The organism is Telmatocola sphagniphila, from assembly GCF_018398935.1.
GTDB lineage: Bacteria > Planctomycetota > Planctomycetia > Gemmatales > Gemmataceae > Telmatocola > Telmatocola sphagniphila.
The window spans coordinates 3921516-3935921 of record NZ_CP074694.1 but is presented as its reverse complement, the minus strand read 5'-3'; the positions used below and the strand labels follow the sequence as shown (position 1 = coordinate 3935921).

Here is a 14406-nt window from a genome sequence, read left to right as displayed (position 1 = left end):
GGAGGGATCTTCATGAGCGATCAACTTCCCTCTTTTCTGGAGGACGACATCTCCCAGATTCCTGCCCTTCAGCTACTTCAGAACCTGGGCTGGCAATACCTGACCCCCGAGGAAGCGATTTCATTTCGAGACAGGAAACTGTCCAATGTCATTCTCGACGGCGTGCTGATCCCCCAACTCCGAAAGTTGAACAAGATTCGGTTCAAAGGAGCCGAGTATGAATTCAGCGAGGCAAATATCCAGTCGGCTATTCAGTCGATTAAGGAAGTATTGTTCGACGGCCTGGTGCGAACCAATGAAAAGATTTACGATCTACTGATCTTGGGCAAAAGCCTGTCGCAGACCATCGACGGAGACACCAAGAGTTTCCCTCTTTTCTTTATTGATTGGAAACCGGAAACTTTCCTCACCAACAACGTCTTCCATGTTACGGAAGAGTTTGAAGTCGAGCGGACGGCCAGTCACCAACCTCGGCGACCCGATTTAGTCCTCTTCGTGAATGGGATCCCTCTGGCAGTAATTGAATGCAAGCGGCCCGATTTGAAGGACCCCATAGGAGAAGCCATCTCCCAGCAATTGCGGAATCAGCGGGATGATGAGATCCCAAAACTATTCCTTTACTCCCAACTTCTGTTAGGAGTCTCGAAAAATGAGGCTAAGTACGGGACGACCGGGACGGCTCTCAAGTTTTGGTCGGTCTGGAAAGAGGAAGTTGATACTATCCTTTCTCCGATTGTGAATAAGCCTCTGACCACCAAGCAGAAGGATCGATTGTTCTCTGCCCGAGATCCCATGGTTCGAACCTACTTCGAGAATCTGGAGAAGAAGAAACGTGAAGTCACACCCCAGGATCGAACTTTGTTTTCTCTATGCCGACCCGAACGACTCCTGGACATCACTTTCAACTACACGTTGTTCGATGCGGGTGAAAAGAAGGTCGCCCGATACCAGCAATACTTCTGCATCAAGAAGATTCTCAAACGGATTCAGCAGAAGGATAAGGAAGGGCGTAGAAAAGGCGGCGTAGTTTGGCATACCCAGGGAAGCGGTAAATCATTGACCATGGTTATGCTGGCTAAAGCCATTGTTCGCGAGAATTTGCAAGAGTACAAGATCGTTCTGGTCACAGACCGAGTGGACTTGGATGACCAGATCTATCAGACCTTCCGGCATTGCGATCTGGAGCCAGATCGCGCCCAGAGCGGAAGGAACTTGGCCAAGCTACTGGAAGGAACGAAGAGTCGGGTGGTGACCACCATTATCGACAAATTCGAGACGGCAGTGCTGAAGTGCGAACTTCGGAACGAGAGTGAAAACGTGTTCGTACTTGTGGATGAGAGCCATCGAGGTCAGTATGGGGCCATGCACACCCGAATGAGGAAGGCTCTCCCGAATGCCTGCTTCATCGGTTTCACTGGCACCCCAGTCAAGCGGAAGGAAAAGGACACCATCAACAAGTTCGGCGGACTGATCGACACCTATACGATTCGCCAGGCGGTGGAAGACAAAGCCGTTGTTCCGCTGTTGTATGAGGGGCGGGATGTCGAACAGCAAGTAGATCGGAAGACGATTGATCGATGGTTCGACCAGTTGACCGCCAAGCTGACCGTTGAGCAGAGGGCCGACCTGAAGAAGAAGTTCTCCAGCACCGATCAGTTGAACAAGGCTGAGCAAAAGGTGAAGGAGATTGCTTTCGACATTGGCATCCACTTCAGGGACAACTGGCAAGGAACGCCTTACAAGGCCCAACTGGTGACCCAGGATAAATCCACGGCACTCCTTTACAAGAAATACCTCGACGAATTCAATTTGGTATCGTCGGAAGTGCTGATTTCCGGTCCCGATGACCGGGAGGGGAATGAAGAAGTTGACGAAGAAAAACTGCCTGCCGTAGTTAGCTTCTGGAAAAAGATGATGTCCAAGCATGGCAGCGAAGAGCAATACAACAAGAACGTCATCAACTCCTTCAAGCACGGGGAACACCCCGAAATCATCATCGTCGTTGATAAGCTGCTGACTGGTTTTGACGCTCCCAGAAACACCGTACTCTATCTGACCCGGCAACTCAAGGAGCATACGCTGCTCCAGGCGATTGCCCGCGTCAATCGTCTGTATGAAGGCAAGGACTTCGGCTATATCATCGACTATCGCGGGGTTCTTCAGAACCTGAACAAGGCCTTCGATCTGTACGGGAAGCTCGAAGACTTCGACGCGGCTGACCTGGAAGATGCCATCACCGACTTGGCCGAGGAGGTCCGGAAGCTCCCTCAGAGGCACTCCGACCTGTGGGACATTTTCAAGGGCATCAAGAACAAGCAGGACGAAGAGCAGTACGAACAGCGGCTCACGGACCAGGAGGTTCGGGAGCAGTTCTACGAGCGGCTGTCTGCTTACTCACGAAATTTGGCCGTGGCGTTGTCCTCGATTCGGTTCATGGAGGATACCCCGTCAGCCAAGGTGGAGAAGTACAAGGCTGATCTGACCTTCTTCGTGAAACTTCGGGTAGCCGTCAAGAAACGTTACGCCGAGGTCGTGGACTTCAAGGAGTACGAGGCCAAGATTCAGAAGCTGATTGACACCCACGTCACCACTGGGGCTGTCGAGAAGGTGACGACCCTCATCAACATCTTCGACAAGGATGCGTTCCTCAAGGAGATCGAGAAGCTGGAAGGAACTGCCTCCAAGGCCGACACCATTGCCCACCGCACCAAGAAGACCATTATCGAGAGGATGGAGGAGGATCCCGCCTTCTACCGCAAGTTCTCCGAGATGCTGGAAGAAGCCATCCGAGCTTTTCGGGAGAAACGACTGGCTGACCGGGATTACCTCAACAAGGTCATGGAGATCGCGGACTCCATCCGCAACCGGAGCGGGGATTCCCTGCCAGCGAAGCTTCAGAACCATGATGTCGCTAAGGCGTTCTATGGCGTTCTTCTTGAACCGCTGGGGCGGCATGCCGCCGATGCTGGTGAGGGTCGGGAGCTTTCGGCGGATGCGGCTCTCAGGATCGATAAGATCATCCAGGCAGAGAAGATCGTTAGCTGGACGAGCAACGCGGACGTTCAGAACAGGATAAAGAACCAGATCGAGGATTACCTTCATGATTTGAAGCAGGAAACGGGGCTGTCCCTGACCTTCGAGGACATCGACCTGATCCTGGAGAAGTGCCTGGATATCGCCAGGCGGAGGTATCCGGGATGATCGAAAACGGGCAGCCTGGTGAATCCTACCTCCTGCGATATGGAGGGCTGGAAATCCCCTTCCAGATTCAGTTCCGAGAGCGTAAACACCTGGCTATCACGGTTCATCCAGAGTTGAGGCTTGAGGTCGTCGCTCCATTTGGGTCGGATCTGGGCATCGTGCTTGCCAAAGTTGACAAACGGTCTCGTTGGATCGTATGTCAGTGGAGGTTCTTTGAGCAGTACCGGCCACCACAACCAGGCCGTCGTTTTGTAAGTGGGGAGACCCACGTCTATCTCGGAAGACAGTACCGGCTGAAAGTCCAGACGGGTGGTCCAGAGGGGGTGAAGCTTATTGGCCAGTTCCTTCAGGTGAAGTGTACTGACAAAGAAAACAACGAGAGCGTCTCTGGATTGCTTGAGGGGTGGTACCGATCCCATGCCGAACGGGTGTTTTCCAACCGCCTCCAGCAGTGCATCGAGTCCACCGGCTCACTTCGGTTTCCCACTCTGCCGAACATGACTGTCCGCAAGATGACCAAGCGTTGGGGAAGTTGCACGAAGACCGGAAACATTCTCCTAAACCTGGATCTCGTGAAAGCCCCAGTTCACTGCGTTGATTACGTGATCGTCCACGAGTTGTGTCACCTGAAGGTCCACAACCACGGCAAGGATTTCTACCGCCTCTTAACTCGGTGCATGCCGGATTGGGAATTGAGAAAAAAAAGATTAGAGAGAATTATTATTTGAAGTGACTCCATTTCTGACAGTTCACAATCTACTCAGATCTTTTGAGGTTTTCTGTTCCAAGAATCTGAACGAAGAATTTTGAGTATGTTTCCAATTCAAGGGTGAAAGCAGCTTAAAACCAGCTGCCAAAATGGAAGAAACAGCCTCATTCTTTGGGTATTCATTTCCGTTTTGGTGATTCTCGCACAGCATTTAAGGCTTAAATCTATAATAAGATCAGCGATAGTTAATAAATTAGTATTTTTATCGCCTTTTGGATTTCTGCTCTATTGATCGTCGGAGACTTGTACCAATGATTGAGAAATTGGAGCCCCAACAAAACTCATTTTGCTTGGAAAATGAGAAAAGATGGATTGAATAGGGCTCCAGAATCAAATTAACGGTCTAAAATGAGAACCGCCTATTCCCCTAAAAGTTTCATAAAATCATGTTTCTCTCGCTCAAATGCATATTCCTCCGTTGTACTCGCTTTATCTGTTTTATACTCTAATAAAGTTTGTCTCTCAATATGGAGCACTCGAGTCATTGATCCAGCCACACAAACTCGAGTTGTGCATCGATCAGTTTCTGAATTTTTTAGAAGTTCTTTCGCTTTCATTTGCTTTCCAAGCGTCTTATCTGAAAGCGGTAGGGGCTTGAGCCTTGTGCTCTTTGCATATCGCTGTGCTTCCTCTAAACTTTGCGATATAGAAAGATAAATGTCATCATCATCGATCCAGCCAATGCACTCACCTTGAGCTATAAAATGATCTTGGAAATTTTGTTCTGAAAAGGCATTCACGGGTTCCTTTTTGGGATTTGGATTAGATTCGGAGGAATTATCCTCTTTTTGAGTTTTGTGATCAATCCGAAATACTCGCCATCCAAGCACTGTTTCATAATCTGCTGGTTTCTCGTTTTCTAAATCCCGCAAGTGGCATTGCCCTGCAATGAGTGCACTACTGATATATTGAAGAAATTGCTCCACTGGATCTGCTTCTTCGGTAACGAGACTCTGCTCTCTTGCCACCTCACAAAGAGTTTCTTGGAGTAATTCGACCAATTCGCTAGTTTTTGAATCACTAATTGCCCCCACACGCTTTGCGAAGGCAATGAAAGCATGAAATCCTCCATTTAACTCGCCTAAGATGTCCACCGTTCGGGGTAAACAATTGCAACCCCAATCTGCCTTTCGAGCTTCCAATTTCAGACTCTTTATCAAATCGAGAACGATGGGCCGTTGGTAAGTGTAAAAGTGGATGAAGCCTGACATTATGGAAGCCAGCGACCCACTATCTCCCATCTGCACTAATTCATCAAATTTTCCCGAATCCTCGGGCGGAATAACATCTCCCGGCGATACTTCAAGCAAAAGAATTCGAGATAGTAAAGAGTGGCCTTCAGGATTTGATTCACCAGTACTCAGTATCAGTCCTTGAGGTGCCAATGTTTCTTTTGGAGTTCCATCTCGGTTGCAACGACCTCGCCCCGCACGATTACCCTGGGCACGAAAAATACGATCTGCTTCCCGATTTCCGCGGTCTATATCCGACTGTGAGCCGGCTACAACAAAGTCGTCAATCGGGAGCAAGACATTTCGAGCGAGTGCCATCATCGACAGGAGAGAATTGGAGGTCGATAGCCAAGAACCTGGCAAATTCCGGGCTCTTCCGTTTTTAGGCGCAACTCTCGGCGAATCGGTCATTTTGGGATAGATTGCAATTGAGAGTACCCTTTTCCTGGTTCACGGAAGAGCCGATGACGACGACTACCATTGCCATAGACATGGACGTCCCTGCCGGAGTGAGCGTTGGCGAATACGAACGCATCGACGGGGGCCACGCCTTTCACGTGAGTTGGGAGTTGCCCGACAATCTTTGTTGCGAGACATGCCAGCGAGAGTCTCGGCTTCAATTGGTGGAGAAGAACAAGTTTCTGAGCATCCGCGATCTGGATTTGTGGGGTAAGCCGAGCTTTTTCGTGTACCAGGAGGTGTATCACCGCTGCCCGTCGTGCGGTCACCGTCAATCGCTGTTGCCGCCGTTCAAGCGTCGGGATGTGAAATATACGTTTCGCTTCGAGGAGCAGGTGCTGGTCAGTCTGATCGGGAGCACAGCCGAAGACGTGGCGGTGCGTTTGGGGATCGCCGCGGAGACGGTGGAACGAATCGTCAAGAACCGGATAGAGGACGCCAAGGCGAAGCAGATCGATCCCCAGCGGAAGATCGAGCGTTTGGGTCTGGATGAGATCAGCCTGCGTAAGGGGCATAAGGGATATGCGACCATTCTCACAGACCTGACGAATGGGGAGCGTCCGGAGATTCTGGCTCTGTCCAAGGGTCGCGACGAAGCAGCGGGGCGAGCGTGTTTGGAGCATTTGTCGGCCCAGCAACGGTCGGCGGTGCGTTGGCATCATACGGACATGAGCGCGGCGTATTTGAAGGCTTGCGGCGTGCATTTACCCAACAGCCAGTCGGTAATAGATCGCTTTCACGTCGCCAAGAAATTGGGTGAGGTGGCGGACGATCTGCGAAAAAAAACTATCGAGCCTACAAGCGAAGTTTGAGCGGGGAAGCCCGCAAGAAGCTGCGTTCTCAGATGCACGACTTCCGGCGTCGTCCCGAGGATTTGAAACCGGAGCAGGTCCAGGCCCTCGAGGATTTGTTCGAGAAGGTGCCTTCGTTGGGAACGATCTACCATCTGCGTTGGGAGGCGACCAAAATCTTCGATAGTGCCCCGAACCGAGCCGAAGCCTCGCGACTGTTGGAAGATTGGATCGTCCAGGCCCGCGAGACCGAGATGGATTGGGAGCCGTTCATCACGATGCTCAAGAATAACTGGGAGGGGATCTTAGCCTACTTCGAGGAACGCAAAAGCAGCGGCCCGGTGGAGGGTCTGAATACCAAGATTCGGGTAGTGCTACGCCGAAGTTATGGAATTCAGAGTCTAACTACGCTCTGGACGAGAATACTCCTGGACGTGAATTGGGCAGCGAAAAAATTAGGGCCGACCATTGCGGAGATTCGCGGCTTCGTCAACCAGATACAGAAGCATTTCTCTGGATGCTACACCTAGAAACGGAAGAGCCAAATTCCGGGCATGAAGATCTGGGCCAAAAAATTGACAAAACAATGAGGTGAGTGTCGTTTTTCCGGAGTTAGTTACCCCCACAAGATGAATACTGAAATCAACCTGGTCAATAGCTATTCGAAACGCTGCAGAGAGCAGCGGCATCCAAAGGCGCGCGGGAATTGTATCCTCTAAGAGTTCAATCAGCTTAGCTATATCTCTTATTAGAGATTCTTTCTTTGGTTTCTCTGGCAACCGATAGGAACTTAACACCTTAGGAACTCTCACCTCAACGTCCTGTAGCGGATCGACAGTCGAAATTGTCGGACAATTCGGGCATGGAATACCATTCTGCGGGTTTTCGTTGGAATTTTCTATGTCCGATTTTCCATCATGTGATTGGGCATTTGATTTTGGATTGGACCGGATGATCCCTCCCGCATGGAAATAAACCCATTCAATGCCAAATTTACGCCATCCAAGATGCTCAATGACTTTACGTTTCACTATTTTATCCGAGACTGCTTGGATTGCCGCTCGAGCATGATCGCGTGTCATAACTCCAGCAAAAATAATCGCGCCGGCACCCAAATGCGGCATTACCCAGGTCATTCTTTCATATTCCTCTGCCTGGACTTTACACAACTTCGTTTCTCCCCCTAACTCGCAAGTGATTTCGAACTCAAGTCGGGTACTGTTACCATCGTCGATCTCCGCTTCTGCTGTAATGCGAGCAATAAAATTTGTTAGTAAAATCCAAGAAGGCTCTTTATTGTTTGAGCTTAACATAGCTAGGCCATTTTTTGTGCATTTATATTTTGCCATGGCGTTGAAAGGCTCCGAGTCGGCAATTTCGGATATTTCCATTCGGTCTAGAGCCAACAAATCCTTGTCAGTTTTGCCAGAAGCAAGATAATCGTCCAAGCCTTGCTTAGTCTTTTGGGCGGAGTGTGGTAGTATCACAATTTCCGGTATTGCCCCGTGCTTTCTGAAGTTTTCTGCTAGGCGCAGGGCGCTTCTCTTCACATTTTCGTTCGTCGAGATATCAGAATCGAAGATTATGTAGCATGTTCTATTTTTAAGGGGTGCGATTTTCCAAAATGGATCATCGGCACGCCAACCTGAAACACCCAGAACCGAGACTGCTGCATAACCTTTCGAAGCAGCTGCATCAGCTTTAATTGGCCCTTCCGTAACCAGAAGAGGTTGGGTTATATCCAATACCTTTTCGCGGATAGAAGGGGGAACATCAATAGCTACTTTGGATTCAAGGGGCAATTCATACTTGATAGATTTGCCTTCCCGATTTATTCGTGGTGTGTCTGGACGAATTTGGTTAACTGTTCTTAAACCTTCCGCATTCCAAATCGGTATCTGCAAAGCTGGCGCGGTAGCTTGAGATCGAGAGAAGGAAAGTCTCTCGACCTCGACTTTAGTGCTGAGGGTTTTATACCCGCGAGCGGAAATGGCTTCTGGCGACAAGCCTGAATTTTGGAGTTTCGCTTGATGATGAGGCAAGAGATAGTTCGACATGACTGGAGTCCCTCAGCAGCTAAATTTTGGATTTAAACATCCTTCAATGCTCGAAAAGATGTATGTTTTCGATTTAGCAACTGAGGGTTTTGGATAAGTTGTCAAAACACTTTATTCTTTCAAACTTTTCCAGACCACGTAACCGGATTTCTTGCTCAATCGATACGGGTATCCAGCTCGCCGAAGTACTTTATTTACTTCGGTTATCTTCTGGTTTAGTAAGTTAAAAGGATCCGAATCACCTTCATAGTCAATAGACCAAAAGTGCTCAACTAAAGAACTCGCAGAAACCATATTTTTGCTCCAAGTCAGTTTCAAAAGCTTGTCTGCAGTAGGTTGAATTTTGTCGTATACAATTCCCAGATATCTCAAGCCACAAGGTTCGATCGGCCCGTCTAATTCGGGGCACAATACCTTGCAAGTATATCTTGCCAAAAGCAGATTCAGCGACTCGGCCGCCTCTAAAGCTTCTGAACTCTTGAAGAGTGTTAGACGTCGAAGTCTATAGAACGCAATTCTGATTTCCGAAGGAATCATTCCGGTTTGGAAATTGTCTGTGAATTCCTCCCATGCAACGTAAACCGGATGTCCTCTCTTGATAGGCTCTGGCTCGCTCTCAATAAGTGATTCGTCAAAGTATCCTGCAGACGCCAAGGCTTTTTGTAAATTTAAAGCGGTAGCGTGTAGGTCAAGAGGTGCTTTCAATAATTTTTCTGCCGACATTGCTTCTCCTTAAAATTTGAGTTTCATGAACTAACTAAAGTCTATCACCGCTCTTTTTTTTTTCGCTCGTTTTGATAAGACTTTCGTTCGCCTCGAATCCCGAAAAGTGGCTGCCCACGCGGCTATATCTTTTCCCAAAAAAATCCGCTTACCTCTTGACGACTCTAAAATGGCAATCATTTTTTGTTTTTTCGTTCGATTTTTATAGAGTCTGGCACAACATTTGCTTACTCTAGAAAATTCGTTAAAGATGGAATTTTGTTAGCGGTTCAACAGGCGATGTGTAATCTGGGTTGGGTTCGCTTGGCTGTATTAGCGGTAAGATAGTCGACCACTTTTTTGCGACTGAGTCGACAGGTTTGTACAACGGAGAGAATTCGTTCGACGAATCGGCAACCTATCTCGCTATTGCTGCCGAAACTGCGACGACGGCAAAGTACCGCGAGCCGCACCAATCGTTCCATATGATTGTTCGTCGGTTCGACTCCTTCGGTCTTGGCGAAGGTCCACACCGCCGGTTCCAAGGCGATGAGATTTTCTTAGAATTTCGCGATGCGTTCCTCACCCGCCAATGCTCCTTGTAACAAGGTTTTATTCAGACAACGTTCCAAAGGCGCAATCAAAGCGCGAAGACACGCGCGGTCAATCGTGCCGGCTCGGAAGGCCTGCCAGGCCACGAACAACTCCCGGACCAAGCGAAGGCCGCGGCGTCCCACGAACTCACTGGGCCCGCCGCCTTCGACAATTTTTCGAAAGTCCCGTTTTAGATGAGCCCAACACAATTGTCGGCGCTCTTCGGGCACTTGCCGATACGCATGCCAGCGATCAATGTGAAGAATCCCTCGAATGTTTTTCCCCAGGAGCGTCGTCAAACCCGCCACGCCACTTTGACCGTGAATCACAAAGGCTTCGAAATTGGTCGTTGCCGCTCCCCAGAGCCAACACAGCTTGCCCCCAACTTCCAGCTGGTTTCGTCGACATATTTCACGGATGAGTTCAGATCGACTGAACCGCCTCGGTATGAGCTGGCTCGAACGCGACGCTGCTTCCCGCTCCAGGTTCGACACTGTACCCAAGGCAATCGGCACGCCGAAGATCGCCTCGGCGATTTCTCCGACGCAGCGTTTGCTGACTCACTAACAGCCGCTCAAATACGATAAAGTCGCCGTAAACCAAGGACTGATGCTGTGCTGTCGAAGGGACTGAGGACTACTCGCCTGCGTCGTTACGCCGCAACAGCCACACAAATCGGGAACAATCCGTTCGACGCGTGTGGTTCGATCAGAAGGCAATAGCTGTTTCAAATGAGGCATGACCCTGTTGACCGCCGTGTCGACGCTTCGATTTCTGCTTGACTACCGGCGGCGGAGCGTCCAGTGAATTGGCCGAAAGAGGATTGGAAAAATTGCGAGAATTAGTGTTAAGCTTCACTTCCAAAGGCGTGACGCGATGAAGTAAATCCGCGTTGATCGCGTCACGTTTGCGGCCACCGGGACATTCGGGAACTTCCTCGCTCGAATCCATGGCCGCATGCTAATCGAATAGGCCGATTCTCGATAAACGAGTTCGATTTGCGAACACAGAATGGCCAAGATTTAACCAAATCAATCTCGAAGTCCAAACAGCAGTTAGACCGCACGGTATTTGCACGGATAAAGCTTTGAATCAGCAGAATTGATGGAATTGCGAGTTTTTATTCCCAGTTAGCTTCGAAGTCGTCGATGAGACGGAAAAGCAGAGATTATCAGCGTTTTTTGGCGATTTCGGCACTTAAATTTGGTGCGGGTCATTATAATCTACAGGTGATTGTCATAAGCAGCCTAGCCAAACAACTGTTCTGAAATCCTCAAACGTGACAGGAGCAACATTCGTAATCTGGCCATTAGACGGAATCAGAACTCAAATTTGAAAGAACCTCGATCCTGACTTGTTCCATATCTATTCTCGATCCAGTTCTCTCAGTAACTTGGGCCAAATTTTGCCAGGGGCTTGAACTCACTTCGAAAGCGATTCTCAGTTAAAGAGGGAGCATTCCAATACCCCGATTTCGAGCTCACCTCCGGCCCTATCCATCACCATTCATTACTGAGGATATACGTTCGAAACGCCTGCTCTTCTTCGGCCGTGAAATCTTTTATTTCGAAAGTGACGTAGGGTGTCCCGGTAAATCGATGAGACTTGGATTCAAGTTCCCGCTTGCCATTGAGGGCCAGAATGGACAAACCACCCGATTCCGTCTTCTCGGCGCAAAAGGAAGTAGAGAAGATTACCGTACTCCCCAAACGTATTTGAATTCGGATCGGCTTATCGTACTGCCACCTGAGCTTGAACTCTTCCTGCCAATCCTGAATTTGAACGCGATGAGAACCTTTTTGATCAAAAACGATATCGTCGCCGCTGTAAACCACGACCCGATGGAATTCAGCTACCCTAAATTCTCCGGAATTGTGGAGCACGATCGTGAATTCTTCTTCGGTTGCTAGGCGATGAGCCACTTTTATCGCAGCGGCGATCCTGGCTCGTTCCGGATCCTGAGGACTTAATTGATCTCGGAGTTTGGAAAGTTCTGAGAGCCGTTCTGCTATTCCAGTGGGGGTACTGCTATCAATCTGCTGGATCTTAAGTTTGAGCTCGCGGATATCTTTGCCAATCCTCTCGTTGATCCAGCCGAGCACCTGGGCTTTGGATGAGGAATTGGGGTGTTCCTTAAGGAATCTTTGGGCCGACTCCTTAAAGGGAGCTAGTCTGGAATCGAACTCCACCTTTACCTTCTGGAGATCCTTCTCCTCTCGTTTTTGACTGGCTTGGACTATCAAGTCCTCCAATTGAACGCGGGCGTGTAGTGGGAAAAAGGGTTTGAGAACACGGAGCGACTCTTCTTTATTTTTGAGATCGGTGAGACCAGATCCTTCTGTAAGTTGTTTGTGAAAGTCCTCCAGTAGAGAATTCACCAATCGATTGCGTTCCTGTTGTAACGCCTCATCGGGTGTATCCAAGACCTCCGAAAGTCGCTGCTCCCAGCACACCTGGTCATCGCTCAACCGGGCTAAAGCCTGTTCTGTAGCAGTTACCGACCGCAAATGCGGGTTCCAATACTCCAAGAGGCAGAAACCCAGGATAACTAAATTCCCGATCCCTACCAACCAAGATATCTTCGAGCGACGGAATCTATTCTTCCCTGTCACCAATAACACTACCAGTGCGATGAGACTTGCTCCGGCAGCAATCCGGAGGAATACTTTCGAAGCCGGCCGGGAAGTTGTCGACGCAGGAGACGGCCTCCAGAAAGAAGCCATCTCCTCAGCCAGTTTCTTTGAGTCTAAATCCAAGCAATCGGTTGAGTCTTGTTCTTGCTGGATATGCTCTAAATCGGAATCCCAGCGACTGAGAAGAGCGACTTCGAAAAGCTGATCTTGAAGAACTGAGAGGCTATCAGGATTCTTCAGGTAGCTAACAAATTGTTCGTTGTGGGGTAAGTTGTGGGGTAAATTTTCCTGGAAGGTCGGATCATTGGGACCGAAGGCTCCCCTATTTTTATTTGGATCCTTGAGTTGCGAAATTTTCTCATCGATTTTGCGAACTGATGCTTTGATTTTTTCGAAACTTTTCTGAAGTGAATTCCGGTTATTTTGAGAGACTAGACGGGAACCCCGCGAAATCACATACTTCTGGAAAGTCGCCTGGGTCGAGGATCTAGAGAACAACGAAGGTAGAGCCTTTTCGCGGAAGGTTTGGCGTTGAGCGGAGCGACTGATCGAGGGCTTAGAAGCCATTGACCGAGCTTCTTTCAATAGAAATTCCCGAGCTTGCTGAGATTGAACACGTTTCAGTACTTGCTTCGCACCAATCTTGGCAGAATTCTTTGCCCCCGACCAGATTAGTGAAACTCCCGAGGTTCCAACCAAGGCCGCCGCTTCGGACAAATCTAAGGCCGCCCAGCCGGCTTCATCCCAGTCGAGAGTGCCGTTGATTCCATGTCGCAGAGCTAGAAACGGACCGGAAATGATGGGGAGTTCCGCTGCCCATCCCTGATTGACGATGTTTCCTTCGGAATCGAAATCTTTATCCAGCCATCGGGTATCGTCGGGGTTTTCTCTTAGACGCTGTAATCCGGATTCGCCGTTTTTCAACAGGTAGGGAACGACTCGCCAACCTTGTTTTTTCAGGATCTCCTTAAATATTTCCCGATTATCGCTCTTGAGTTCGGCGAAGTATTTCAGAGTACCCCAGGCCGCATCGCCCGTCGATCGCAGTGCGGCGATAGCTTCCGGCATTTGGTCCGGGTAGTATAGATAGAGAAAGCTCGCAATATCATCGATCGCAAATTGTTCCAACAGTCGCGAAGCCTCCATCGGATACTCTCGGTTAAGTTTCCAGCATAAGGGAAAGCAGCGTGCCGCCCGCCAAACAACCGGTTTCTTCGAATAGATCTCTTTCAATTGCAGGGCCAACTCCGATGGTTCCCCCTGATCGAATTCGCCGGGATTGGCATAGAGGATTTCGAGCACTTCTTGAAGATCCAGTTGCTCGTGAACCGCTCTCTCAATCAGGGGACCATACTGTAGCAGCAGGAGCATCCCCTCCGCACCCAGGTTGAGATCCCGGACAATTTGACGAGCTATTGGACCATGCTGCCGGGCAGTGCTAACGATCTCACGTATTAATTCCGGACTATGGACGAGATCCTGACCATCTTTCTTCACTTGGACAATCGCTAGTAACGTTTCATCCAGCCAGAAGGGGTGGGGTTGAGTGCGTTTCTCTTGTTGGTAAAAGGACCAAAGATCTGGATCCGCAAGGACGGTGCGAATTGACTGGTCCCAGGCGGTGAAACCGCTGCGGACCGCCTGAGGATCTTCGCTCAAGGACTTGAGATAGATTTTCTGTCGCTCGGGAGCATTCTCGAGAGTTTTCAGATAAGCGGTTTGAGCGATCAGAAAGCGGGCTTTTTCTGGGGCTGTTGTCGCCGATTGATGAGCAATAATCTTAAGGAGTTCGAAGCGGACGCAGGGTTGCTTCTGGAGTTCTTTTTCGGCCAAAATATTCAACGCTTCTCGCCGCACCTCAGCCGGAGTAAGACGGAGATAGAAGTCCATGGCCTTAGGATCGCGTTGATAAAGCTCTTCATAATAGGACCGTTCTGATCCCGTCGGAGGGATTAGGGCGGGAAAGAG

The 14406-nt window shown here is 49.4% G+C and carries 12 protein-coding genes; 5 read left to right on the top strand and 7 right to left on the bottom strand.

The window, feature by feature from the left end; genetic code table 11:
- Positions 1-12 precede the first annotated feature (12 nt).
- A complete protein-coding gene (locus tag KIH39_RS15665; protein ID WP_213494166.1) occupies positions 13-3201 on the top strand; it encodes a type I restriction endonuclease subunit R in 3189 nt (1062 codons plus the stop codon).
- Positions 3198-3929, top strand: a complete 732-nt coding sequence (locus KIH39_RS15660; protein WP_213494165.1) for a M48 family metallopeptidase — start codon at positions 3198-3200, stop codon at positions 3927-3929. The genes KIH39_RS15665 and KIH39_RS15660 overlap by 4 nt, the downstream gene beginning before the upstream one ends.
- A 400-nt stretch (positions 3930-4329) precedes the next feature.
- On the opposite strand, the gene KIH39_RS15655 is transcribed toward KIH39_RS15660, so the two are convergent.
- On the bottom strand, positions 4330-5613 hold the full coding sequence (locus KIH39_RS15655) for a hypothetical protein (RefSeq protein ID WP_213494164.1): 1284 nt from the start codon (positions 5611-5613) through the stop codon (positions 4330-4332).
- Between the two features lie 53 nt (positions 5614-5666).
- Between KIH39_RS15655 and KIH39_RS15650 the strand changes: the two genes are divergently transcribed.
- Together KIH39_RS15650 and KIH39_RS15645 are read left to right on the top strand one after the other, a co-directional pair.
- Entirely contained in the window at positions 5667-6473 is an 807-nt protein-coding gene (locus tag KIH39_RS15650; RefSeq protein WP_213494163.1) for a transposase, read from the top strand.
- Complete coding sequence (locus KIH39_RS15645) at positions 6470-6982, top strand: transposase (RefSeq protein WP_213494162.1); 513 nt, start codon at positions 6470-6472, stop codon at positions 6980-6982. The genes KIH39_RS15650 and KIH39_RS15645 overlap by 4 nt, the downstream gene beginning before the upstream one ends.
- Here the strand turns inward: KIH39_RS15645 and KIH39_RS15640 are convergent.
- The 4 genes from KIH39_RS15640 to KIH39_RS27165 all read right to left on the bottom strand — a co-directional run bounded on the left by KIH39_RS15640 (position 6908) and on the right by KIH39_RS27165 (position 10179).
- Positions 6908-8509, bottom strand: coding sequence for a DUF3854 domain-containing protein (locus KIH39_RS15640; RefSeq protein ID WP_213494161.1), 1602 nt, complete (start codon positions 8507-8509; stop codon positions 6908-6910). The two genes, KIH39_RS15645 and KIH39_RS15640, sit on opposite strands and share 75 nt — an antisense overlap.
- 111 nt (positions 8510-8620) lie before the next feature.
- Complete coding sequence (locus KIH39_RS15635; protein WP_213494160.1) at positions 8621-9232, bottom strand: hypothetical protein; 612 nt, start codon at positions 9230-9232, stop codon at positions 8621-8623.
- Between the two features lie 269 nt (positions 9233-9501).
- Complete coding sequence (locus tag KIH39_RS27170) at positions 9502-9744, bottom strand: transposase (RefSeq protein WP_213494159.1); 243 nt, start codon at positions 9742-9744, stop codon at positions 9502-9504.
- Positions 9745-9771: 27 nt separating this feature from the next.
- Entirely contained in the window at positions 9772-10179 is a 408-nt protein-coding gene (locus KIH39_RS27165) for an IS66 family transposase (RefSeq protein WP_390623711.1), read from the bottom strand.
- Between the two features lie 43 nt (positions 10180-10222).
- On the opposite strand from KIH39_RS27165, the gene KIH39_RS26640 reads away from it, so the two are divergent.
- Positions 10223-10372, top strand: coding sequence for a hypothetical protein (locus tag KIH39_RS26640; protein ID WP_246539313.1), 150 nt, complete (start codon positions 10223-10225; stop codon positions 10370-10372).
- Positions 10373-10513: 141 nt separating this feature from the next.
- Here KIH39_RS26640 and KIH39_RS15620 read toward each other — a convergent pair whose 3' ends face one another.
- Together KIH39_RS15620 and KIH39_RS15615 are read right to left on the bottom strand one after the other, a co-directional pair.
- Entirely contained in the window at positions 10514-10756 is a 243-nt protein-coding gene (locus KIH39_RS15620; protein WP_213494157.1) for a DUF6444 domain-containing protein, read from the bottom strand.
- A 548-nt stretch (positions 10757-11304) separates the two neighbouring features.
- On the bottom strand, positions 11305-14328 hold the full coding sequence (locus tag KIH39_RS15615) for a hypothetical protein (protein WP_213494156.1): 3024 nt from the start codon (positions 14326-14328) through the stop codon (positions 11305-11307).
- Positions 14329-14406 lie beyond the last annotated feature (78 nt).

What these genes read in the sequence shown, in the direction of transcription:
- KIH39_RS15665 (WP_213494166.1), top strand. Translation starts at nt 13, where the DNA reads ATGAGCGATCAACTTCCCTCTTTTCTGGAGGACGACATCTCCCAGATT.
- KIH39_RS15660 (WP_213494165.1), top strand. Translation starts at nt 3,198, where the DNA reads ATGATCGAAAACGGGCAGCCTGGTGAATCCTACCTCCTGCGATATGGA.
- KIH39_RS15655 (WP_213494164.1), bottom strand. Translation starts at nt 5,613, where the DNA reads ATGACCGATTCGCCGAGAGTTGCGCCTAAAAACGGAAGAGCCCGGAAT.
- KIH39_RS15650 (WP_213494163.1), top strand. Translation starts at nt 5,667, where the DNA reads ATGACGACGACTACCATTGCCATAGACATGGACGTCCCTGCCGGAGTG.
- KIH39_RS15640 (WP_213494161.1), bottom strand. Translation starts at nt 8,509, where the DNA reads ATGTCGAACTATCTCTTGCCTCATCATCAAGCGAAACTCCAAAATTCA.
- KIH39_RS15635 (WP_213494160.1), bottom strand. Translation starts at nt 9,232, where the DNA reads ATGTCGGCAGAAAAATTATTGAAAGCACCTCTTGACCTACACGCTACC.
- KIH39_RS26640 (WP_246539313.1), top strand. Translation starts at nt 10,223, where the DNA reads ATGAGTTCAGATCGACTGAACCGCCTCGGTATGAGCTGGCTCGAACGC.
- KIH39_RS15620 (WP_213494157.1), bottom strand. Translation starts at nt 10,756, where the DNA reads ATGGATTCGAGCGAGGAAGTTCCCGAATGTCCCGGTGGCCGCAAACGT.
- KIH39_RS15615 (WP_213494156.1), bottom strand. Translation starts at nt 14,328, where the DNA reads ATGGACTTCTATCTCCGTCTTACTCCGGCTGAGGTGCGGCGAGAAGCG.